The sequence below is a fragment of the Paenibacillus sp. S33 genome (assembly GCF_053615415.1).
On sequence record NZ_JBSIEZ010000001.1, the window covers coordinates 3042298 to 3064866 of the forward strand.

22 protein-coding genes and 3 pseudogenes are annotated in these 22569 nt (G+C 40.9%); 6 read left to right on the plus strand and 19 right to left on the minus strand.

The annotated features are described in order from the left end of the window. The first annotated feature begins 38 nt into the window (after positions 1–38). Positions 39–746 carry a DUF2278 family protein gene (locus ACWGXJ_RS13975; protein WP_452566991.1) on the plus strand — a complete coding sequence of 236 codons (708 nt, stop codon included), beginning with the start codon at positions 39–41 and terminating at the stop codon, positions 744–746. Between the two features lie 1108 nt (positions 747–1854). On the opposite strand, the pseudogene ACWGXJ_RS13980 reads toward ACWGXJ_RS13975, so the two are convergent. After that, positions 1855–2595 (minus strand): annotated as a pseudogene (locus ACWGXJ_RS13980) (endonuclease I family protein); the annotation flags it as partial. A gap of 467 nt (positions 2596–3062) precedes the next feature. On the opposite strand from ACWGXJ_RS13980, the gene ACWGXJ_RS13985 reads away from it, so the two are divergent. After that, positions 3063–3251 (plus strand): DUF7662 domain-containing protein, encoded by a 189-nt coding sequence (locus tag ACWGXJ_RS13985; protein WP_452566992.1) that lies wholly within the window; start codon positions 3063–3065, stop codon positions 3249–3251. A gap of 75 nt (positions 3252–3326) precedes the next feature. Continuing rightward, complete coding sequence (locus ACWGXJ_RS13990; protein WP_452566993.1) at positions 3327–3563, plus strand: hypothetical protein; 237 nt, start codon at positions 3327–3329, stop codon at positions 3561–3563. Between the two features lie 222 nt (positions 3564–3785). Here the strand turns inward: ACWGXJ_RS13990 and ACWGXJ_RS13995 are convergent, their stop codons facing one another. The 7 genes and pseudogenes from ACWGXJ_RS13995 to ACWGXJ_RS14025 form a co-directional block, all read right to left on the minus strand. Beyond that, entirely contained in the window at positions 3786–4088 is a 303-nt protein-coding gene (locus tag ACWGXJ_RS13995; RefSeq protein WP_452566994.1) for a hypothetical protein, read from the minus strand. 327 nt (positions 4089–4415) lie between these two features. Next, positions 4416–4922, minus strand: coding sequence for a hypothetical protein (locus tag ACWGXJ_RS14000; RefSeq protein WP_452566995.1), 507 nt, complete (start codon positions 4920–4922; stop codon positions 4416–4418). A 256-nt stretch (positions 4923–5178) separates the two neighbouring features. After that, complete coding sequence (locus tag ACWGXJ_RS14005; protein ID WP_452566996.1) at positions 5179–5649, minus strand: hypothetical protein; 471 nt, start codon at positions 5647–5649, stop codon at positions 5179–5181. Continuing rightward, on the minus strand, positions 5624–5956 hold the full coding sequence (locus tag ACWGXJ_RS14010) for a hypothetical protein (protein ID WP_452566997.1): 333 nt from the start codon (positions 5954–5956) through the stop codon (positions 5624–5626). The genes ACWGXJ_RS14005 and ACWGXJ_RS14010 overlap by 26 nt, the downstream gene beginning before the upstream one ends. A gap of 28 nt (positions 5957–5984) precedes the next feature. Then, on the minus strand, positions 5985–6227 hold the full coding sequence (locus ACWGXJ_RS14015; RefSeq protein WP_452566998.1) for a hypothetical protein: 243 nt from the start codon (positions 6225–6227) through the stop codon (positions 5985–5987). 44 nt (positions 6228–6271) lie between these two features. After that, positions 6272–7511 (minus strand): annotated as a pseudogene (locus ACWGXJ_RS14020) (DEAD/DEAH box helicase family protein). Beyond that, complete coding sequence (locus ACWGXJ_RS14025) at positions 7438–8727, minus strand: terminase small subunit (RefSeq protein WP_452566999.1); 1290 nt, start codon at positions 8725–8727, stop codon at positions 7438–7440. The pseudogene ACWGXJ_RS14020 and the gene ACWGXJ_RS14025 overlap by 74 nt, the downstream one beginning before the upstream one ends. Positions 8728–9002: 275 nt before the next feature. Between ACWGXJ_RS14025 and ACWGXJ_RS14030 the strand changes: the two genes are divergently transcribed. Further along, positions 9003–9383 (plus strand): hypothetical protein, encoded by a 381-nt coding sequence (locus tag ACWGXJ_RS14030; RefSeq protein ID WP_452567000.1) that lies wholly within the window; start codon positions 9003–9005, stop codon positions 9381–9383. 359 nt (positions 9384–9742) lie between these two features. On the opposite strand, the gene ACWGXJ_RS14035 is transcribed toward ACWGXJ_RS14030, so the two are convergent. The 4 genes and pseudogenes from ACWGXJ_RS14035 to ACWGXJ_RS14050 form a co-directional block, all read right to left on the minus strand. After that, on the minus strand, positions 9743–10000 hold the full coding sequence (locus tag ACWGXJ_RS14035) for a hypothetical protein (RefSeq protein ID WP_452567001.1): 258 nt from the start codon (positions 9998–10000) through the stop codon (positions 9743–9745). 244 nt (positions 10001–10244) lie between these two features. After that, complete coding sequence (locus ACWGXJ_RS14040; protein WP_452567002.1) at positions 10245–11183, minus strand: bifunctional helix-turn-helix transcriptional regulator/GNAT family N-acetyltransferase; 939 nt, start codon at positions 11181–11183, stop codon at positions 10245–10247. A gap of 232 nt (positions 11184–11415) precedes the next feature. Next, positions 11416–11989, minus strand: a pseudogene (locus ACWGXJ_RS14045) (hypothetical protein). Between the two features lie 569 nt (positions 11990–12558). Further along, positions 12559–12750 carry a hypothetical protein gene (locus tag ACWGXJ_RS14050; protein WP_452567003.1) on the minus strand — a complete coding sequence of 64 codons (192 nt, stop codon included), beginning with the start codon at positions 12748–12750 and terminating at the stop codon, positions 12559–12561. Between the two features lie 1383 nt (positions 12751–14133). Between ACWGXJ_RS14050 and ACWGXJ_RS14055 the strand changes: the two genes are divergently transcribed. Together ACWGXJ_RS14055 and ACWGXJ_RS14060 are read left to right on the plus strand one after the other, a co-directional pair. Next, the gene (locus ACWGXJ_RS14055; protein ID WP_452567004.1) at positions 14134–14568 is read left to right on the plus strand and encodes a hypothetical protein; all 435 of its coding nucleotides are present in this window, start codon (positions 14134–14136) and stop codon (positions 14566–14568) included. Between the two features lie 118 nt (positions 14569–14686). Beyond that, positions 14687–14908, plus strand: coding sequence for a DUF6199 family natural product biosynthesis protein (locus ACWGXJ_RS14060; RefSeq protein WP_452567005.1), 222 nt, complete (start codon positions 14687–14689; stop codon positions 14906–14908). Between the two features lie 470 nt (positions 14909–15378). Here ACWGXJ_RS14060 and glnA read toward each other — a convergent pair whose 3' ends face one another. The 7 genes from glnA to ACWGXJ_RS14095 all read right to left on the minus strand — a co-directional run bounded on the left by glnA (position 15379) and on the right by ACWGXJ_RS14095 (position 22434). Continuing rightward, entirely contained in the window at positions 15379–16707 is a 1329-nt protein-coding gene (gene glnA, locus ACWGXJ_RS14065) for a type I glutamate--ammonia ligase (RefSeq protein WP_013310575.1), read from the minus strand. Positions 16708–16823: 116 nt separating this feature from the next. Further along, entirely contained in the window at positions 16824–17237 is a 414-nt protein-coding gene (locus ACWGXJ_RS14070) for a MerR family transcriptional regulator (RefSeq protein ID WP_007430683.1), read from the minus strand. Between the two features lie 83 nt (positions 17238–17320). Then, on the minus strand, positions 17321–18574 hold the full coding sequence (locus ACWGXJ_RS14075; protein ID WP_013310576.1) for a methionine gamma-lyase family protein: 1254 nt from the start codon (positions 18572–18574) through the stop codon (positions 17321–17323). Between the two features lie 111 nt (positions 18575–18685). Further along, a complete protein-coding gene (hflX, locus tag ACWGXJ_RS14080) occupies positions 18686–19972 on the minus strand; it encodes a GTPase HflX (RefSeq protein WP_013310577.1) in 1287 nt (428 codons plus the stop codon). A gap of 113 nt (positions 19973–20085) precedes the next feature. Beyond that, the gene (locus tag ACWGXJ_RS14085; protein ID WP_025718768.1) at positions 20086–21069 is read right to left on the minus strand and encodes an AAA family ATPase; all 984 of its coding nucleotides are present in this window, start codon (positions 21067–21069) and stop codon (positions 20086–20088) included. A 115-nt stretch (positions 21070–21184) separates the two neighbouring features. Continuing rightward, positions 21185–21880: a YdcF family protein gene (locus tag ACWGXJ_RS14090; protein ID WP_440722658.1), complete on the minus strand. Its 696-nt coding sequence runs from the start codon at positions 21878–21880 to the stop codon at positions 21185–21187. Next, positions 21877–22434, minus strand: a complete 558-nt coding sequence (locus ACWGXJ_RS14095; RefSeq protein WP_013310580.1) for a DUF402 domain-containing protein — start codon at positions 22432–22434, stop codon at positions 21877–21879. Before ACWGXJ_RS14095 ends, ACWGXJ_RS14090 begins: the two co-directional genes overlap by 4 nt. Between the last annotated feature and the right edge of the window lie 135 nt (positions 22435–22569).

The following is a 22569-nucleotide window of genomic DNA, read 5'->3' on the forward strand; positions in this document are numbered from 1 at the left end:
TGCTAAGTATCGTTCGAATAAACTTGGAGGTGCTAATTATGCCAGTAAGAAACTACGGTGTACTAAAGGGATTTGCAAAAGAGGGACGGGAAGAAAGAGATAATAATTCACCACATTATCAAATTTTAGTAATTGGAGAAGACAATACAAAATACAGAATAGCAGTTAATGTGATGTCAAATTCAAGTGAGTCGGAAGTACTATACTTGGCTGATGAAAATTTTGACGCTTCGTCTATTACGATTTTACCCACTATGAAGAACGGCTTTACGCCTATAAATGAAAATAACAGGGAAATTGCATTAGATTATATAAGGGGGGACTTGTTTGATCCTTCCAAGATGGTGCCCCTGAAGCACAATCTTAGCGGTTCAGAAAACGATTTGAATGATTTTATTCAAAAATACATTCAAAAAGCAATAGAAGAAAAAGCCCCAATTTATATCTATGGTTCCAAATTTGGTCCCGAAAGACAAAAAGACAAGGTCTTTGGTTTTGAACCGACCAATGGCATTCATAACGTCCACATGAACCAAGGTAATGAAGACAAACCCGGAAGGCAAAAGGATTGGGCGAGGGACAATGGAACGTGGCATGATGGTGGGATTTTGATACAGTACCAAGAAAAGTGGGTTGCGATATTTCTTTCCTTTTTATCCCAATCTTGGTGTACTGATGATCGAGGTTATGCTGCCGAAGTTTGTGATCACACTCAAGCAAAACTAGCAACAACAATTACTCGTTAAAAATCCAAACAAGTTGTCACGGTTAGAAAATTTTAATTGAGACCGTACTTGTAATAAGCCAGTTTGAAAAAAGAGAACCTTTTTGAGCAGTGAGGAGATGACTTCTGTATTATCAGGAGTCATTTTCTTTATTGAACATTTGTACATACTTCTGGGTTGTGGTAAGTTACATAAGTTCCTTTAATGTCTGACAATCGTAGTAGTGGAGTTTATCTTTCAGATTAACCAATAAACTCTTCATAGATTGATTATCTAAGCTGTTTTCCTTCGGAACATAGGATTAATTGTAATCTTAAACTCTCGAATTCTGTGATGAGTGTTACTAGTCTGATCGGAATGAAAGATAGCTTAAAGATGACTTAGCTATCCAAGTTATTTTATTGCACCATCTTTGAGACGGGAAAGTATGCTCGTTTCGCTGCTGGAGGTAAGCAGTATCCATAAACAACAAATTCTCCACAGTTCTCCCGAGTTAAATTAACCTTGCAATAGAGTTGGCAAGCCCGATGTTCCTGAGTTGCTTATGACGTGTCGATTGGTTTTACTTGACGAATTGTAGCAAAAAACTTGAATTTGCGCATGATTCGCCATTCTTTTTTAGATTCATAACCAACCCTGATTACATTCTAAGCGCATCTGTACTTCCTTTTCCTCTTTGCTCCTCAATCTCTCGTTGCGTCTGTATATAACTTGCGTAACCTGAGGCAATCACTTTTTAGGCTTCGCAGATGAATGAGTGCTAACAAAAATCCGTCTGTCGAAAGATTTCCACTGGGATATGTCCAGCTTGGTAGGAGTAAAAATAATGCTTAGCCTCTAAAGGCAGGTAGGTATGTAATGTTCTTTTTTCATTACCGGGAAGGACAATCGATTACTCATCTGTTGCTCAGTATACTTTTTCAATTTTCCTCCACATTTACCTTCTCAGTTATTCTGAATGAAACAAATGACTCACAAGAGGGTCATTTGTTTTAAAGTTTTCATTTTAGGAACCGGAATTTGTTTTGCACTTGAAAAACACTAAGTTCTTCAATAAAAGACGCTTAAATATCTATGCATTTAAAAAATAGTTAGTTCCGAACAGCTTGCTTCGATTATTTCATTTAGATCATTTCAATTTCCAAATCAAATCAACCCATTCTGGATGATCAATAAATGGATTCCGATTATGTTGATATTTCATATAAATCACTTCATTCCGTCTTCTTTCAAAATCATCAACAGGATCTAATTGGTTCCATTCTAACAACGTGAAGAGCTTACCATGCTTCGGTTCTTTTGACCTTACATTTGTAATTTCATCAACGGCATCTAAATCAAGTTCACCATTGTCCCCCTCATATCTAGTATCCATATATAAAATCATTCTTGCAACATCACCTTTGATTTCATCTCTTGGTTCCCATGAATTTTCATCATAAAATGTGTCCGGCGCTTCATTATGTGTAGTACCTACTGGTTGTCCGTTCGGATCATTACGATGTCCATCATCATTATCAAAATCAAGGTTGCTTCTATCCCTGTTCACAGATACATCTGTCGGTTTTAGATGATGTAAATCAGTTCCAGGACCTACTCTCGTTCCAAATTCGCCATGAGATTTAGCCCAAACATGTTCTCGATTCCATTGATTATTTCCTGTTCCATGATCTAATTTTGATTGAGATCGTCCTGTATAAAATAATATCACATTGTTTTCATTATTAGGGTCTTGGTCCGTATCATACAACGCTTCCCAGATAGCATCATATCTTAATTTTGATTGTTTACTAATGATCTGATGTAAGGATTTCTTTAATTCCGGTCCAGATTTACCCAAAGCGTTCTTATAATAATTTGTGTCCAAAGATGTGTTTAAAACCCTAAAAGAATGTCCATTGTCCTCCTGATTAACCTCACTGTACTCCTTTTGAACTTCGGTCTTATTCGAAACATCAGAATGCTGCGTAGAGTTATTCACTCCACATCCAGGCAGTAATAAAATCAAGACCGCTAATAGGATTATTATTTTCTTTTTCACCTTATGCCACTCCCTGTAAAAGTTTGTATTCATGCATAAGCTTCTGCACCTAACAAAAAGATTATTCATCTTGCTTAGGTATTTAATTTTAATCCCTCTTGATAGCTACAAATCCAATTGAAGGGATCGTTAAATGTTTATTAATTGTTGGATTCTGTAAACCCTATTTTGAGCTATGCTGTTCTCCCACTACAACTGTTTTGCCTTTTCGCGCTCGGGACTGCGCTCCTGACCATCTACATTTATCCCCCCAAAGCAATGTATAATAAATCCAGTGCCAAAAAGGAGAACATTAAATGAGTAAATACGATCCTCTAGAAAACTATTTGAAAGGGATTACTGTAACTCTTTCATACACCGAAATCGAACAAATTCTTGGTTCTGAACTTCCTCCTACAGCATATGAACGTGATCAGTGGTGGGCAAACAACACGAACAACCATACGTCAAGCACGATCATGGCTCAATGCTGGTTGGAAGGTTAGAACGGTTGATCTAGGTAAGAGCGTTACTTTTATCAGAAGCTGATCATGATATTTTAAAAAAAGGAGGCCAACACTATGAAACATGAAGTTAAGACTGACTCATCTAACCAAAAATACATTGAAGTAGAGACAGTGAAAGGAGTAGAAAGTCTACGAATCACTTATGTTAAAAATGGATTTACAAGAAGTCCTTGTCTACAACTTAATATTCGACCACACGGTAAATCTCCTCGACCAGGTCCAGAATTTGATATGGAGTATACTCCAGAGTTTCTGTCAGCGATTACTCAATTACTTATTGAAACCAAGTAGGTACCTGCCCCTGCATTTAAACGCAGGGGTCTTTTTTATTTTGAGTTGGTTTAGTCTATTCGGGTGGGCGGCTAACAGGCTGTCAGAGCGTGTGTATGCCCGCTCTCTGCTCTCTGCTGCACTCCTTCCGGCATTCCGTCCGTATAACAGGAAGAAGGCTCAGAATAGCTCACATATTGTCTTATATGGGCAAAAGAAAAAGCACCAGTTAAGGTGCATAAATCAAATTTCTACAAACATAATGGATTGTTGCTCTTCTGAAATTTTCTCAACTTTATAAACTAACGATGTTACAACTGGTGTTGGCTCACTCGTTTTAAATTTATAAAATGTTGTTTCTCCCGTTTCCTTGTCCATTCGATGCCACATCTTTACCGTCTCAATAAAATCAGATTCCGAATCACCATTGTTTTTAAACCAAAGGTGAGATGCCCGATTAATAATCACTTTTTCATTCTCAAACTTGTGATTATCAGTTGTTTTACCTGTTTTCAGAGAAACCTCTATAGTTGTAATGTATTCCAATTCGCCACCTTCCTTGAACATTCAAAATTCGACACTCAGGAAGGTTTATCCTTTTTCACACAGTCAGACCAAAAACAAAACTGTTTAACTCCATCCCAATTTCCCCATACACAACCTTTACATTTCTTCGGCTGTTTTGGTGGTCCTTTCAACGGGAGCAAAATTCCTCTCTTCTGCTACTTCTTCAAACCATTCAAACCTTTCAAGGTAATAAAAAAGCCACCCAAATGAGTGACTTGTATCTGCCTATGTATTTAAGCACCAAAGTAACACATGCTCTTATTTAAACAAAACAGATTAATTAACGCGCGATATCTTTTATTTTTATTATTTGAGCAACTTTTGGCTATGCTGATCCAGTTTTTCTAATCCATTAACTTTTATAATATGCTTTTTAGCATCTTCAATTAACTTCAACATACTATTAGCCTTTTTCTCTACCTCATTAATCATGTCAATATTGTTAGGGTCCTGTATCCAAATAGCTAAATTCACACAATAACTTGAAAGCTGTAACACTTCGGAAATTTTAGCTTTAGAAGATTCGTGTATCCAAATTTCATTTTTATTATAAGCCTTCGTCATTTCTTCTAAATGGCTTAAAGGAGCAAAGTCTTTAGGATCTTCGTGGACAATAAATTCATTGCCATAATCAACAAACTGACTATAATATGATTGATAATCAAGTAGTGCACTATAAATGTTACTGTATGCTGATAGTCTGGCGTTCATATTTGCCATTAGTATTCGTTCACGCTCGGCCCTTCTGCTAAAGATAAAAACAGAAATTTGGTTTAATATGACCCCTACGATCACACCAATCAAACTAGACACTTTAACAACCTACTTTCTTTATTTTTTAAGATATTCATAGTAGATCTTATACACCTTTAAGATACTCTATAGAAATATAAAGTTTATTGAGAAATTAATAGGCCAGCACATTAGCCTGCCTTATCATCAAAGTGTTCATATCTCGGTCGGTCTTATTCGTTTTCCCATGATACAAATCTACCACATCAATAATCCAGTGACAGGTCATAAAACAGCCAATTCCGATTAAGTAGCAGGCAAGTAATTCAATCCAAACTTATTTTATTTGGTCTATCCCTCTCGGGAATTTTTTCCTCTTCAAAAAGTTAATTCCTGTTATGATACATGTAATGGGTAAGGATGCTCCTACACTTGTTATAACAACAGGAACTATCTTTATAGTTTCTACACCAGAAAGCACTTGTGAATACACTATGGTAGCGCTAATTGCCACATTTAATAATATAAATACAATAAATATCAAAAATATTTCAAATGTTTTTGTTTTTAGCTTTTTAAGATCTATTAGTGGAAACGGAGCAATTCCTTTGTTTCTTATTTTTCCCCTCATTCCTTTTATCGTTCCTTCTAAAACTGGGTAGGATTCGGACTCCTCTCCTCTATGTAAAATCTCTATGACTGCTCCATCCTTAGGATCTAAAAAATCAAAATCAACAAAAAATTTCCTCTTAGAATCCTCGTCTCTACTTACACAAATTTTATTAATTCCCCTTGAAAATAACACCACATTGCCAACTCAGTATCTCATTTTTTTCAAATGCAAATCTGAGTCTATCATCATTGACTATCTCTGTTCCATTAATTGTGGCATTGCCTGAATTCCAAATGATAATTTGAGTCTTTACTAAGTTTTCAATTGGCACACCATTGTATTTTATCTCAATACCAGGTGCGATTAAGTTTTCTTTACCCACTATTTTGAGCTGCCCCATTTGGTAATCAAGCCTTGCACCTATTTTTCCTCTTACATAAACAAAAATAGCTGTAAGGATTCCGACTAAAATACCAAACCAACCTTGATTCAATATACCCATAAAACCCCTCCTATATAGTTAATTCATCCTAAATATATACCAAAAAATCAAATAAAACCATAAAAAGGTCGACATCAGCCGACCTCATACGATATTTACTAAAAACTATTAACTTCAATAAATTCGCAAGTATTCCTATCACTTCTCCTTTTAAACGTCGAAACGTACTATTGCTAACTCCCATCTCGCCACTAATGATGTAGTCGAACTCTTCTTCATTGTCCAGGTAGCTGCGCTGAATGGCGCGCTGCATGCTGGGAAGCTTGCTCATTGCCAGCTCCAGTATGCGATCTTTTGTTTGAAGCTTTTTCCCTATTATCTTTTCACTGCCACACTACCTATTGAAGGAAGCATAATATGTGTATCTGGTTCCATTAGATATTCCCCAAATGTCAAAACAAAAGCGTCAGCTCGGTCTGGAGACTTGAGTCCGCATTTTTTCATTTCTTTCTTACTTTCAAGCAGCATTTTACCCTTACTGGTCATGTTCCATTTACGTGCTGTAAGTTGGGTCATAAGAACATCATCATCAGGCAATTGTAGAACACTCGCATCTCCATTTATGAAATTGCTCATATTCTGTTCTAATTGTTCCTTAATAGATGCCCACATTTCTGTAACAAGGTTTCCATAGTGCTCATCTAAAGAAGAAGAGCCTTTGTTAATTGGTATGATTTCATACGGTAGCCCTTCTTCAACTACGATTTCATTTAGTCGATCCGTTACTCCTCCGCCAACGCCGCTATCATCGACTCTTATTCTGATTCGGTTCAAATATGGATGAGCAACATGGTATCCGCCTCTCCACGAGGAAACTCACCTTCTACCCGGACTCTCCATACATCGCTGCCTTCACCATACTTACGCTTGAGCATGGCGATATTATCCTTGCTGGCTCTTTGACTATCTAGACAGGACACCTTTCGTGTTTTGTAGTCTGCTCTATCTTTATTGGCGAATCATAAAAAAAACCCGACGTTTTTATCGGGTTCCCGCACATCAATATTTTATTGAATTCACCCGACAACGTACCTAAAATGGCCTCCATGATTGGATCAGCAACACCCGAAGCTTCATCCACAATGAAAAGCATGTAGTCCTCGTGGAAGCCTTGCATGTTCTCAGGCTTGGTTGCTGTCCGAGCTGTAGCGAACCAGCGTTCCTCATAATTCTTCATGTATATTTTGGTCTTAGTCCACTTAAGGATTCGTTTCAGCACCGGACTTTTAGATTGCCATTTATTAATCTCAGCCCATAATACGTCATGTAGTTGCTGCCTTGTAGGAGCTGTACAAATTACCTTTGGATATGGGAAACACGACAAGAACCATAAAGCCGTTGCCGCTTCTAATCCTGTTTTTCCTACGCCCTGACCTGAACGTACTGAAACGCGCGGATTATTAGCTAAATCCATTAGAGTGCTTGCTTGCCAATCATCAGGATAGAACTTAAGCATCTCTTGACAAAACAATATGGGATTCTTACGATACACAGGAATACGTATCTTGAATGCTTGAAGCCTCCGTTTCGTCTCCGGTGAGTCCTTCTGCCTCATCACCTACCACCGCCTCTACCCAGTCGTCAATTAGATCGTCTTCTGTATTGCCTTCTCCAATGACCTTTGCCCTTTCAAGCTCAAGTTTCTCACGCTGCATCTTGAGTTTTTCGTCTTCAACCATTCGTTTATGCTTATCTGGCAACAAATCCATATATTTAGTCAGCACGTCCAATGCCTTGGTTTTGTCGTGTAGCTTTACACTCACTCCATCCTTACCCTGCTTGACTTCTGAAACCAGAGTTCCATCAATTTCATCGCTGTTTTTAAAAGAGACATAATTATATCTGTACTTCTTCGTTTCTCCATTCTCCGAAACAAAGACCGGTTCTCCTTCTAATCCAAGGACGTCTTCTTCCTTTTGACCGAATTCTACATGGTCCGTTATGTCTGTAAAAGCAATTTTCATGTACTCCATTAGAACGCGCTGAGCATTTAAACCAACCCCATCCATCAGGGATTCGTTGTAATTCTGAATCGCAGCCTTAATTTCAGGTTTCCTCAATAATTCCCATCCAATTGAATATGCTGTTTTCTTGCTATATCCAGCCGCCCTTGTCGCGTTGAAATCTCTGAGGTATTCCATTACAAAAATCCGCTGTTTCGGCGTTAACCCCTCTTCGTCCGGAATTTCCGACTCTGGCTTCTCCTCGATTACTGGAACGCTCTTTTTTGTTTTGGAACGCTCCATATCATTAGAGCGTTCCGGTATTTTTGTCGGAACGTTCCGTATTTCTGGAGCAGCGACTTTTAGCTCTTTAGAGAGCGCATCAACTGTAAGCGGGGTAGCATATACCTCTCTTGGCTTATCATCTCTATATGTACCAATGAGTCTGCGCCGCTCCAGTTCATCAATCAGTCTGGCTGCTCTGCTATAGCCTATCCTCATCCTTCTCTGTAATAAAGAAACCGAGGCTTGTTTAGCCTCGACTACAATTTGGACAGCTTTTAGAAAAAGCTCGTCGGGGCATGATGTTGAATCTTCATCTTCCTTTGGAGTTTCCTTTTTTTGATCAGTTTCATTCTCATCGGAACGTTCCGTATGTTTCGCTTCTCCAGCAATCAAACTCTCCCACTTATCTTTAGCCTTCCATCCTCTTACCGTACCTTCAGATACACTAAGTTGAGAGGCTATATCTGTGAGACGTATGTTGCCGGAACTTGCCTTGTACAGATAAAATGCTTCGTCCCGTTTCGGGTCTCTCTTTCGTCCCATATCTTTCTCCCCCCTTTTGATAATGTAGCTGAAGCTAAGGAAAAGTTTCCTGAACAAGTAATTAGGCACCCAATAGCACTTTCTAAAAAAGTGTCTTGGTTATCCAAAATAGAAAAATAGTAGTTTGGACAAAGCGATATATTTCACTGTTACATTCCTTCTCCTCCTGCACCTCAATAACTCATTTTGTATAATATGTATTTTTCAAGTAAGCCCAACCATTCAAGGCAAATTACTCATATGATAAAAAAACACATTTAATGGAGGGATGTTTTGTGCGACAAATATCAGACGGCTCGCGAGTGAAAGCCCCTTTTCAAGATCCCATTTATCTCGTCGACAGAGGAAGAATACGATGGATTGTTGATGCCGATGTTTATATGGGTATTTTTAGAAATTGGGATGGAATTTTAGCAGTTGATCTACAATCGTATCCCATAGGCCCCCCTCTTGTTAGAGGAACAATGCTATTCAAATATCCAGATAGTCCGAATGTATATCTGTATGATAAAGAAGATGGATATAGATGGGTGAAGCGATTTATTACAAGCTCTGATGCTTTCAATCGTTATCATTTTGGTTGGAATAAAATAAATACCATTGGCCGTACTTTTAACCCGCCTTTTGGTAGTAATATCGGAAGAGGATTATCATAATAATTTTCGAAATCCTTATCTCCAATTAGGTCACTTCTTATTTTTCCTACTCCCATAAACATTCGCCATCTAAATTAAAAAGAGCAACGAATTTACGTTGCTCTTATGTAGTGATCGAGAATTTATAACATGCGGCTACCGCTAATCCGCCCTGCCCGGAATGGGTCTTATATGGACATCCTTCTTGCTCCGAGTTTATATTACCCTCTGAGTCCTGTCTCCGATTTAGTTTTGAATGCGCCCTAACCCTCCGTCATGTGCTTGCCGTGACTACTCCAGTATACTTGCGGTGTGGTTCCCACTATAGACGGTCGCTACCCTTAAATTGGCCGCCGCCTTCTTTCGGATAATCTATTGACCTACATCAGTTCTGCTGCAAGCTGTTTGAGCACTGACAGCGTAGGAATGAGCTTACCGTCACCTTTATTGCCCTTGATATAAGCTTTGTCTTCGTGCGGGTAGTAGACAACACCCTCACCCTCAATGACTGGATATCCACTCTCATCATCCGTCAAGGATGTCTGTACATGCTTTCCATGTTGAGCTGCATGCTCTTCATCGTGTAAGTGCAAAATACCGTCAGAACTGAGAAACGCGAAACGTGGTTGTGTAGACATAATTTGTGTTCCTCCTAAAATAGTTTTAATTTGTTCCTGAATAAAGTGTAAATCCTTTCTACTCCGTACCTACTACGGATTAACATAGTTCCTACTGTCAGCAGAAACCAAAGTATTAGACTGACCTTAGAAATTGAAACAGCGACAACCAAGGACGAGAAAATAAAGTCCTAAACTGCCGCTGTTCCATTGAACTAACGTTTCCCGTTAGCTTAATAGCTTGTACTTTTACCATTATGAAAGCTTATTCATCATGCTTCATGAGATTAAGCTCATAAGTTTGTTCAATGTGACATTTACCCCAAGATTCGTTTTCTTGTTCGGAAATCTTCTGAAAACCTGCTTTGACATACATGCCAATAGCCGTTTTCTGGTCCTCTGTCGTTTCCAGAAAAATGAACTGGAAGCCTCTTTCTTTGCAGTAACTGATCGCCTCATGTAAAAGTTTTTTCCCGAGTCCCATTCCTCTGGCATCCGGATGCAGCATAAACCACCTTAACTGCGCTTTTTCATTAGAATGGCTGATGATAGCTATGCTGCCAATTATTTCGCCATTGGCTTCCGCTAGCCAGAAACGGTCCTTGTCCGGGCTGTAGGTTTGAAGCAAGTCGTAAAACGTCTTGCAGACATATCCTTCAAAAAAATGATTATAGCGGCACTCCTTTGCATAGATCCATCCGTGCATATGAATCAGCATCCCTACGTCTCCCGGTTTCAGTTCAGTCCGGATGCTTACGCTCCGCTCTGTAGGATTGTCCGATAGCTCTCTTTCAATGGTAGTCATGCTTCTGGCAATGCTTACTTGGCTTTGATACGGCAATCCGATGATCATATTGCGAATCTGATTATCGGACAAGGCATTCATTTTTGACAACGTCTCCTCCCCGAGACTCGACAAGTACAGAAAAAAAGATCTGCCATCCTTCTCGGATTGAACCCGGTAGATTAGGCCCAGCTTTTCGAACCGTTTGAGAATCCGGCTTAAATAGCCCGCGTCGATACTTAGAAGGTCGATGAGCATTCTGGCCGTGCAATGCTCCGTGTTGCCGATTTCGTAAAGAACTCGGGCTTCTGAAAGTGAAAAATTGCTGTCCAGCAGGTGCTTATCAAGCAACCCGAGCACCTTCGTGTAGAATCGGTTGAATTTGCGAATAGTCAAGATTAAGGACATTTCCGAACCCATTTGTCAGCCTCCTAAATTAACTGAACTACATTAATGCATATACTTTAATTGACTAAGTCAACTAAGTAAAAATATAATGATTTAAATTGACTTTGTCAACTATATTGGTGATAACAGTTCTAATTATCCTGCCCGTTAGCTTAATGAACATTGTCAAGACCATCACTTTATCTTTCAGTCTAGAACTTTAGACACCTACAATAAAGACCGCAAAGGCTTAAGCCCTTACGGTCTAATTTACTTCCGGCATCCGCAGTCCAATTTCACCTTCCTTGTTACGCCCCGCCCATAGTCGATGGTGACAAAATCCAATGTACGGTTTGTTTTTAGGCTATTTGCTATGTTAACAATAGCCCTACGCCGTTTATCTGCAAATGTAGTTGCTGAGATAGGTGGAATGTCCTTACGATAACCTTTTTCCAAATATTGTTGAGCTTTGAGGTATTTCATTCCATCCAAAAACAACAGCGTTGCTATCAACCCCTCGTGCTTATCACGCATATTATTTATTGCGAACTTAATGTTATTCGTAATGAATTGATAGAATTTATAATTTAGATGGCGCTGGTCTTTCAATAGAACGGCATTAGCTGTCACATCTGCTGTCAATTCTTGTCCAGAAACCCGCTTGGCAACCGATCCTTCCGCCGAAAGCAAATCAGTGCAGCTATACCGTTTTCCAACTGCTGAAGTGAATATTCATAGTTCTTTATTACATCTATTAGATCAGTATATTTGTTTAGCAACCACTTTGTTTTTCTTATATCTACTGCATCTACATCATAAAAGAAGTTTATTTGGACTATTTTCTATGTCTCGGTAGAATCATCATCAGATTGGGCGCTTAAAATTACAGACTGAGCAAGTCCCATAAACATGCATCCCTTCAAAATGTAATTTAATGTTAAATGCTTCTTCAATTTTTTATAACAGTATAGCTATCTGAGAGTGATTAAAATCTGCAATCAGCTATTTATTCTTTCAAAGTTTCGTTTCACAGTTGTTTAATGGCTCACTTGCCTCAAGTTTTAAAGATATTCCAGGTTTTTAGGATTATTAAATTGGCTCCTGTTTCGTTCATCTATAAACTGAACGTTTTTTTTATCAGCTCAACCAAATTCCGCCTCTGAACTTCTCTTATAAATTAATATCGGGGGAATATGCTGCCCATCACACATTCCCCCGATCGATACGCCGGGTGCATTAATGAGAAAACAGGGTTCTGAGACGCTACTAAACGTCTCTTATTAGACGATTTTTTACAATATGAAATTATGGTTTTTTAAACAATATGAAATTTTCTTCTACTCAATCATTTTAAAAAATAGATAAAAAAGTTGTAGGTTGTAGGGAAAGGGGCTTAGCCCCAAAAGCTTTAAGTTCTGGGGCTCTCAAAAAATCCGCGAAAAACTTCACCGATCATCAGAGTCATTCCCAACTCAACCAACTTCTCAAGAATTGTCCAGTATTGTTCCGAAGTAACGATAATCATATTGTTATGTACTCCAAGAGCAAACAAACTGACAATCAAAAAAGATATGATGCCGAACTTAATGTAGTTTCTCATTTAATACACCTCTTGTTAGATTTTTTCGACGTATCGAGCTAACGAGGCGCGCATTAGGCCATCCATTAAGAGGTGACTATCTAAGCCCACCCCGTTGTATGCCATATCTATAGTACCATATATTCCAAATAAAAATACATTTATAGCATCATTTAACCCTTGACAAAAAAATATTGAGAATAAAATAGGTAAATAGGAATAGGTCTAATTAATTTATTAAAGTTAATGTTCCCACAACTTTAAACACTCAGCTATTATCTCCATTCCAGTAGGTTATCCACATCTATTAAGCGTAGTTTATCTGTCATCTATTTCCTCCCTTAGTGGGTGCAGGTGTTACCTACACCCTATATAGGCTTAATATTTCAAATCACGATATCTTATGCCATTCGAAAATGGACAGCCTAATTCCTCATGTTCATCATCGCATTCCCGACAGCAAGCAAACTCACCTTCATACAATCTGCATGTAAGAATCTCCTTGGCTTCGCTTATCGGCTTTCCACAGTTGGCCACCTAGATTATCCGTCTTGATTAATAGCCGATATAGGCCACACATTCATATCTATCATCCTTCCAACGCTCAGTCAGGGGCGTATTGTATTACTGGGTTACTCCCTACCTTAAAATTCAAACGACTTCAATACTTCTCCAGCCCTTTTTCAGCGGTCTCTTGTGATTACACAACTTTTAGGATGGCCGTCTTCGTAGAATTCATCTGCTACGTATTTTTAGGTTTCCAGTAAAATATTAGCGACTCTCGAAGCTTATCTCTATCCACTCTCAAGGTCTATAAGTCCTGAGGGATGTGGACCACCCTCGGAACACTCGGACTATGCGACCCAGTCGTCCCAATATACATCCTTAATAACCTCAAATTCGCAAGACGTTGAATTCCTTTCATCAGGCACCAGTTATTCTCTCCTTTGGTATAGGGGAGGCATTGTGTCTCTCTCCCTTATGGAGAGTTCCCCCTCCTTCTTGTCCTCTATGGGGTTAAAACTTTTTAATGCAATGCTTCAAAATACTTTCGTGTCAATGGCTTTGTATAAACGGTCTTCGCATCTTCATATGTCAGGCGGAAATACGCGCTTTTCTCATCCCATCCGCCTCGTTTTGTAGCTAACCCTTTAGCAACAAGATCATTCCAAACCGATTGACCGTGTCACAGTAAAAAATGTTTTTGTCGGCTTCTGTTGTAAGTTAAGCCCAAAGCGTGCTTACATTCTCCAGCTGTTTCTCGCTAAGTTCCATCTTGTATCCTTCCTCTCTACCCTTCGGGGCCATTAATGACGCAATACACCGAATTAGCTTAGAGGCATATCCACCAAGCCCTCAACACTGAATATCTTCTGCATAAACTATCAAAAAGGAGATGAGATAATGACTAGATTGTTAGATGCTCGAACATCTCAAAACGCAAGTTACGGTAATACAATCTCTATTCCCTTGCCAGCCAATACACCCGTTGCCATTGCTGAGTTTGGCTTAGATGTAACGGGCGCAGGGGAAAACATGCGTGTACAATTATCCGGGATAGCTGAGCTTGCATTTCCTACCCCTCCACCATTTGACTCCGTTATTTCTTTTTCCATTGTTAGAGGCAATTTCGATTCGCTTGTTGCTTACGCCCTTTACTCTGTAAGCGTCTCCGAAGCAAACCCAAACGCTGTACAGGTCCTCACCATAAATGCTTCCGATTACAATATCCCTCTACCACCTTCAAATGAATTGGTGTATACCTTATATCTATTTTGCACAGCAGATGCTACCCGAATAGGAATAGAAAGTTTTAATGCTGTTGCCTACTCAGATTAAAATTGAACCATCCCATGGAGGGCAAAGCCCTCTTATTTTTCTTCTATCTGTCCTTGAGAGACGATACTTTCCATCTGTCGTTCTTTTTTGGTATAGTTTACTTAAAGGGGCTGATCAAATGGGATTCATGCTTATTTTTATTGCGATTATTTTTTTCTCGCTTGGTATTTTAAGTAAACGAAATCCCACTTGGGGATGGCGTGTAAACGAAGCCTGGAAGAACAAAGGTGACTCTGAACCGAGTGATGCTTACATTGATGACATGAAATTTAGAGGCTCTGTTTCGATACTCTTTGGGTTCTTCTTTTTAACATGTGGACTTTTAGTTATATTCCTGTAAATTCTACTATCTGTTTTCAATCCTCATAATACCCTTATCCAAAAGACACTTGCTGTTTAGCTGAAGCTCCTAAAATATCATTTAGCATATTTTCAAAAACAGAAATCTGTCTCTTATCCATAGTTTCCACTAATCGAACTTCCTTAATCTTAGACCGGCCTGCCGCTGTAATAAGTAGTAAAGATCATTTTTCTCCCATTGTATTTACTCATCTAACCAGTCACCCTATAAGGAAGAACAATGCAGAAACTCGACTCGTCACTCTTTTCACAGCCGACACTTATCCACACATCTCCAAAAAAATAGAGATGAATAGCATGGAGAACTATGAGTCTTTTACCGAAAGTCTACTTCAATAATATTTTTTTGTGGGGAGATTGAGGGGAGAACTAATTGGCGTCAAATGATGAATGGATTACCCACAAACAAAAAAATCCCTCAACGCTTAGAGCGCTAAGGGATTTCCCATTTTAGTAAAGAGTTAGATATTGATCGCGTTCCCATTGATGCACTTGGGTTCTGTACATATCCCATTCAATTTCCTTAAGCTCATAGAAGTAGGCTAGAGCATGGTCGCCCAGTGCGTCAGAGATAACTTCGCTCCGAATAAGCTCAGACAAAGCTTCTTTCAAGTCTGCTGGCAGACTTGGAATGCCTTCTTCAATCCGCTCTTCCTCAGACATCACGTAAATGTTACGATCAATCGGAGCTGGCAGAGCTAACTGACGTTTGATACCATCCAAACCTGCTCTCAGCATCACTGCCAAGGCCAAATAAGGATTCGCTGCTGGGTCAGGGTTACGAACTTCGACGCGTGTGCTCAGACCACGAGACGCGGGAATCCGAATCATTGGACTGCGATTGCTTGCAGACCAAGCCACATAACAAGGCGCTTCATAACCTGGTACGAGACGTTTGTAGGAATTTACCGTTGGATTCGTGATCGCTGCCATTGCACGTGCATGTTTAAGAATACCAGCCATATAGTGGCGGGCCGTCTGGCTTAATCCGAGTTCGTCCGTTTCATCATAAAATACGTTTTCATTGTCCTTAAACAACGATTGATTGCAGTGCATACCGGATCCATTTACACCAAACAAAGGTTTTGGCATAAAGGTAGCATGCAAACCATGCTGACGAGCAATCGTCTTAACAACGAGCTTGAACGTTTGAATCTGGTCGGCAGCTTTAATCGCATCTGCATATTTAAAGTCAATTTCATGCTGACCAGGTGCAACTTCATGATGAGATGCTTCAATTTCGAAGCCCATCTCTTCAAGCTTAAGTACAATTTCACGACGGCAGTTTTCACCCAGATCCATCGGAGCCAGGTCAAAATACCCGCCTTGGTCATTCAGTTCTGTAGTTGGCTCGCCTTTTTCATCCGTTTTGAACAAGAAGAATTCAGGCTCTGGTCCGACATTCATCGAAGTGTATCCCAACTCTTCTGCTTCCTTAAGTACACGTTTCAAGATGCCTCGCGGGTCACCTGCAAACGGAACTCCATCCGGCTTGTAAATATCGCAGATCAAACGAGCTACACGATCCGAGGTTACCCAAGGGAATACCACCCAAGTGTCCAAATCCGGATATAAATACATATCAGATTCTTCAATACGCACATAACCTTCTATGGAAGAACCGTCAAACATCATTTTATTATCCAATGCCTTTTCCAGTTGACTAACCGGAATTTCAACGTTCTTAATAGTGCCCAGCAAATCTGTAAATTGCAAACGAATAAAACGAACATTTTCTTCTTTCGCAATCCGAAGGATATCTTCTCTGCTATAACTCACTCTAACCTCTCCCTTTCTGTAACGACTATATACGAATCAGTTGTTCTATAAATACTTAAATGATGAGACCTGGTTTTAAAGTAAGGCGACCTTGTACCAAGAGATAGGTCAAAGCATTATCTCTTATTGAAGAACCGTGATAATTCGCCTTGGATTAGGGATACCTGTCCTGGTCTTTTGCCTGCAACAAGTTGTTGTTTAAGTAGACGGTGAAGCTGAGTATCGGACATTTCCCGGCGTTTGACTTCCGTATCTGCAGTAATAACCGTAGCTTCCTCCGATTCCTTGGTAACCGGATTCATGACTTGTTTAATTCCCGCAATGTTAACACCCTTCTCGATCAACGCCTTAATTTCAAGCAGACGCTCTACGTCATTAAAAGAAAAAAGACGTTGGTTTCCCGATGTACGGGCAGGAACTATCAAGTTATGCTGTTCATAATAACGAATCTGACGTGCTGACAAGTCCGTTAGCTTCATGACAATACCTATTGGAAATAAGGCCATATTTCTGCGAATTTCGTCGCCCATTTGTCATCAACCTTCCAGTGATCTATTATTCACCTTATTGTACATTTAGCTGATGCAAAGTGTCAATGACATGTTAGAAAAACTCACAATAATTTACGTTCTTTCATCGTTTGCAGAGCCATAAGCACTCCAAATTTAACATGAGAGTAGGTTAAGCCCCCTTGCATGTAACCAATATAAGGCTCACGAATCGGAGCATCTGCGGATAGTTCCAAACTTCCCCCTTGTATGAACGTACCTGCTGCCATGATAACTGGATGCTCATAACCCGGCATATCCCACGGCTCCGGCACCACATGGCTATCCACGGCAGCCGCACGCTGAATACCCTGTACAAAAGCAATTAGATGTTCTGGTCCGCTAAAAGAAATAGCCTGAATCAAATCCGTACGCTCTTCATGCCAGGCAGGTTTGGTCTCAAATCCCATCTCCTCAAAGACCGCAGCTGCGAATACACTCCCTTTAACCGCTTGCCCAACCAGTGTTGGAGCAAGGAATAGTCCCTGAAATATGCCTCGTGTAGTACCTAACATGGCACCTACTTCTCCACCGATTCCAGGTGCAGTTAATCGGTAGGATGCCAGTTCTACATACTTTTGTTTGCCGCAGATATATCCACCCGTTTCTGCAATGCCACCACCGGGATTTTTAATCAACGAACCTGCCATCAAATCGACACCGACCTGAGTAGGTTCCAACTTCTCGGTAAATTCACCGTAGCAATTGTCAACAAAGACAATGACGTCAGGTTTTATTTCCTTCACACGTGCTGTCATTTCTTCAATATCTGCTACACTAAACGAAGCTCTCCAATCATAACCGCGTGAACGCTGAATACCGATTACTTTTGTATTGGCATGGATAGCAGCCTCCACCGCTTCCCAGTCCACTTTACCTTCCGCTGTCAGTGCGGTTTCTCCATAAGTAACGCCAAAATCTTGCAATGATCCTGTCCCGTCGCCGGGCTTACCAATCACTTTGTGCAGGGTATCATAAGGCCTCCCGGTAATGTATAACAGTTCATCCCCTGGACGCAGCACACCAAATAAAGCAGTGGCAATTGTATGAGTACCCGAGGCAAAATGCGGACGCACCAACGCTGCCTCCGCACCGAACACATCCGCATAGACTTCTTCCAGCACCTCACGTCCCCGGTCATTGTAAGCATATCCCGTAGAACCCGCAAAATGAAAATCGCTCACTTGCTTCCGCTGGAATGCCTGAATTACCTTCCACTGATTTGAATCTACAATATGATCTATGTGCTGTATACGTTCTTGTATTTTATGTTCTGCCGTTTCCTGAATTTGCTGAATTTCTGGACTAAAAACTACCATTTACCTTCTTGACCCTCTCTCTTACGCAGCCTTAGGCTATTCATGTTATATTATTGTTCACTTTGAACGATGAGCATTATCATTTTATTGACCCAAAAGCATCATTAGATGTTAACCTTCTGTGAACTCGCTGAGTGCATGACCATACTTTTCGTACTCGCCTCTTTGAATTTCAACCTCATAAATGACATCATTTCCATCATACTCTGTCAGCAGTACATCTCCGATTCGATAAAGCACCGAGGTTAAATCCCCTCGTTCCGCAGGAATGCGGAATCTCAGCGTATCACCGCTCAAATGCTCTTGAATCAGTTCACGAATGCGCAGCAAATCGCCTTCATCAAAAGCGCTAATTTTCAAATAGCCCTCCCCAGAAGGAAGCATTTCCAGTTGCTCAGGGGTACAGGCATCTTTTTTGTTAAATAATACGATCTGAGGCTTGTCCGCAGCCCCTAGCTGTTGTAAGATCGTCTCTACAACTTTCATCTGTTCGTCTCGCATATCCGAAGACGCGTCTACGACATGCAAAATGAGATGAGCCTCATTCGCCTCCTCCAAAGTAGCCCGGAAGGAAGCAACCAAATCATGAGGGAGATTTTGGATAAAACCGACCGTATCCGTAAGAATAACTTCTTTTCCACTCGGTAGCTCCATTGTTCTGGAGGTAGGATCCAGCGTCGCAAACAGTTGATTCTCAATATATACATCGGCTGCTGTTAGTTGCTTCAATAGCGTCGATTTGCCCGCATTGGTATAGCCAACAAGTGCCACCTGAACAATGCCGCTCTTTTGTCTGCGCTCCCTGTGCAAATACCGGTGGCGGGTCACTTCCTCCAGTTGGCGTTTCAGATCACTGATTCGATCACGAATATGACGGCGGTCTGTCTCCAGCTTGCTTTCACCAGGACCACGTGTTCCGATTCCACCACCGAGACGCGAGAGATTTTTTCCATGTCCAGACAAACGTGGAAGTAAATATGACAACTGCGCCAGTTCAACCTGAATAATACCTTCCCGTGTTTTTGCACGTTGTGCAAAAATGTCCAGAATCAATTGTGTCCGGTCAATAATTTTGAGATCCAGACTTTCTTCCAGATTCCGTACTTGGGCCCCCGAGAGCTCCTGATCAAAAATAGCTGTATTCGCTCCCAATTCTTCAGCAACTGCGCGCAATTCCTCTACTTTTCCTTTGCCAATAAACCATTTTGAATCCTTAGCTTCCTTATTCTGTGTCAGGACGCTCAATACTTCAACTCCCGCTGTCTCAGCCAGTTTCACCAGCTCATCCAACGAGTATTCCGTATTGATGCCAGATCGTTTAACTTCATCCGTAATTAGACTAACCAGTACCGCCTTGTCCTGCATTTCGGTTTGTGTATCATGAGTGGAGTTCGCCATATTGTTTGCTCCTTTATTTTCATGTCAACTCTCGAACAGAGACCGACCTGATGTTCAGGCCGGCCCCCGCTCGATGTCATACCATTCGATGTGATTCAGATTCCTATTATCGCCTATCTTTTGTCCATTTTCAAATCCTCTGGACGCAGCGTCATCAATTCCTGTTTGCCAGGTTGCCCGCTCCGGTACTGATTGAGCAACCTGACAGCTTGGTGCCGAATCGCTTTTTCAATCACGTTACGAACATATCGTGCATTACTAAATGCATGAAGACTGTCATTACGCTCGTTTAGCAAATGCTCCTTCATTTTAATTATGGACTGAGGCATGAGAATATAATCCCGCTCCTTGGCCATCATCTCGGAAATTTGGATAAGCTGATCCACAGTATAATCAGGAAAATCCAACTGGATTGGAAAGCGAGAAGGAAGACCAGGATTTGTTCGTAGAAAAAAGTCCATTTCCCCCGAGTATCCAGCGAGAATCAAAATAAATTGATTTTTTTGGTCTTCCATGGACTTTACCAAGGTATCAATCGCTTCTTTTCCAAAATCCTTTTCCCCTCCGCGTGCCAAACTGTAAGCCTCATCAATGAACAACACGCCGCCAAGAGATTTCTTTACCAGATCTCGCGTTTTTTGTGCCGTATGGCCAATATACTCACCGACCAGATCAGCCCTCTCTACCTCAATCAGATGACCTTTGCTCAGTACACCCATTTTTTGCAGCATTTTAGCGATAATGCGGGCTACTGTCGTTTTGCCTGTACCTGGATTTCCTTTGAAAATCATGTGATATACGTGTGCATTGCTCAATAATCCCGCATCCGTGCGCATATGGGCGATTTGCAAAAAGGCATATACCTCAAATACCAGGTCTTTGATGTTATCCAAGCCGACGAGATGATCGAGTTCTTTCTGAATTTCCTGATAAAGACTGAGATACTGCGGTAGCGCCTGTGACTTGGTTGAAGCCACTGCTTCCGTCTCGTCCACAGTCACCGAAGCTATCGGCTCCGGGCTACGCAGCACGACATTAATTTGTCTGGAAGGTCTCTCCTCCGACCGCTTGCCCGCGGCGATTCCCCGTCCGTTCATGCATCCATCACCTCAACATTTCTTCAGGCACAGCTTACCCTATTAATGTATTCGGTCTGGCATGTCCTTATTAGCATAAAAGCAACGGGAACGTGCACAAAGCCTTTTCTTTAATTCAGGCAACCCAAGTTTGAGCGCTGATCCACCACCGTTGCAGCGTCCATTTAGCGTATGCCAATACTTCTCTTGATTGATGAATTGGCATATTCAGCACTTTGGATTCCGTCAGTGCCATCTGAGGATGATCAAATTTCAAGAATTGAGCAATCTCCATCGCCCGAGGGCCATGATAGCTATGTGTGATGATCACGGTGGAGGTCCATCCATATTCATTCATGATGCGCTGGCTATAGAGCAGATTTTCGTAAGTACTGGTCGCATGGTTTTCCAACACAATATGCTGTACAGGGACCCCCCTATCTACTAAATAGCGTTGCATGCCCTCAGCCTCCGTATACGGAAAATCTGGTTTATCCAGTCCCCCACTTACAATTAGACGCTGTACCGTCCCGTTGCGGTATAAGCGCACTGCTTCTTCCAGCCTTTCCTTCAATCCAGGACTGGGCACAGCCCCCCACATAGAAGCACCTAGTACGATTCCAATTTGCACTTGCTTGAGCGGAGTGGTAGAGGCGGCTGTATTCATGTCCCACACTCGGATACCTGCCCATACCAATCCGACCAAAATGAAAATCATCAAACAAAGTACAAGACGCTTGGATACCATAGATATCTTCTTAAGGCGACTCTGCCCGCTTTTCAACTCAGGACGTTTGGGCCTAGTGTCTTTAATCCACTGCAAAACTTTCACCGTTCTCTCTTGAAATCACCGTTGTGAAACCATTCTGCCCGGTGTTTCAGCGACATTTTAAAATAGGGGAACACGTGGGCATCTATCTGATGTAACACATCAGCCGCTGTACGGTTAGCCAATTCTGCCTCTTGCGTTGAGATATGCCCCCGTTGTAACGCCTCCTCCAATTCATCCTCATCCACTAGGAAGATTTCACCGTTTTTAAGCACCACAACATCCAAATACAAATCGTCAAACCATGGGACTCCTTGATCGGTCACACCCTGATTTCGGCAGGTATCAATGTACCATTCAACGATTTGCTCTCGGTTGTCAAACATAGCAGTCACCACATAGTGCTCACCTTTTGGATAATATTGTAGCCAGGAATATCCTTTATCGGCTATGCAAAACGTATGACCACCGTAACTTTTCCATAACGGCTCCTTGAGACTCAAAATTGTATACAGGGTCACATATCCTGTAAACGCGTCACTTTCTACATACCGGCAAGCAAACTTGCGATTGGTGATTCTGCGCCAGTTGGCCCGGTCTCCGAATTTGCGCTTCATAAATGATGTTCCTCTCCAACATTGGTAAAACCAGCTTACCATATTTAAACTGTACACTCAAAAAGAACCCCTTTACTAAAGCAAAAAAAGGTATTCTCAGACCGTGAAACGGTCCGAAAATACCTTTGATTTGAA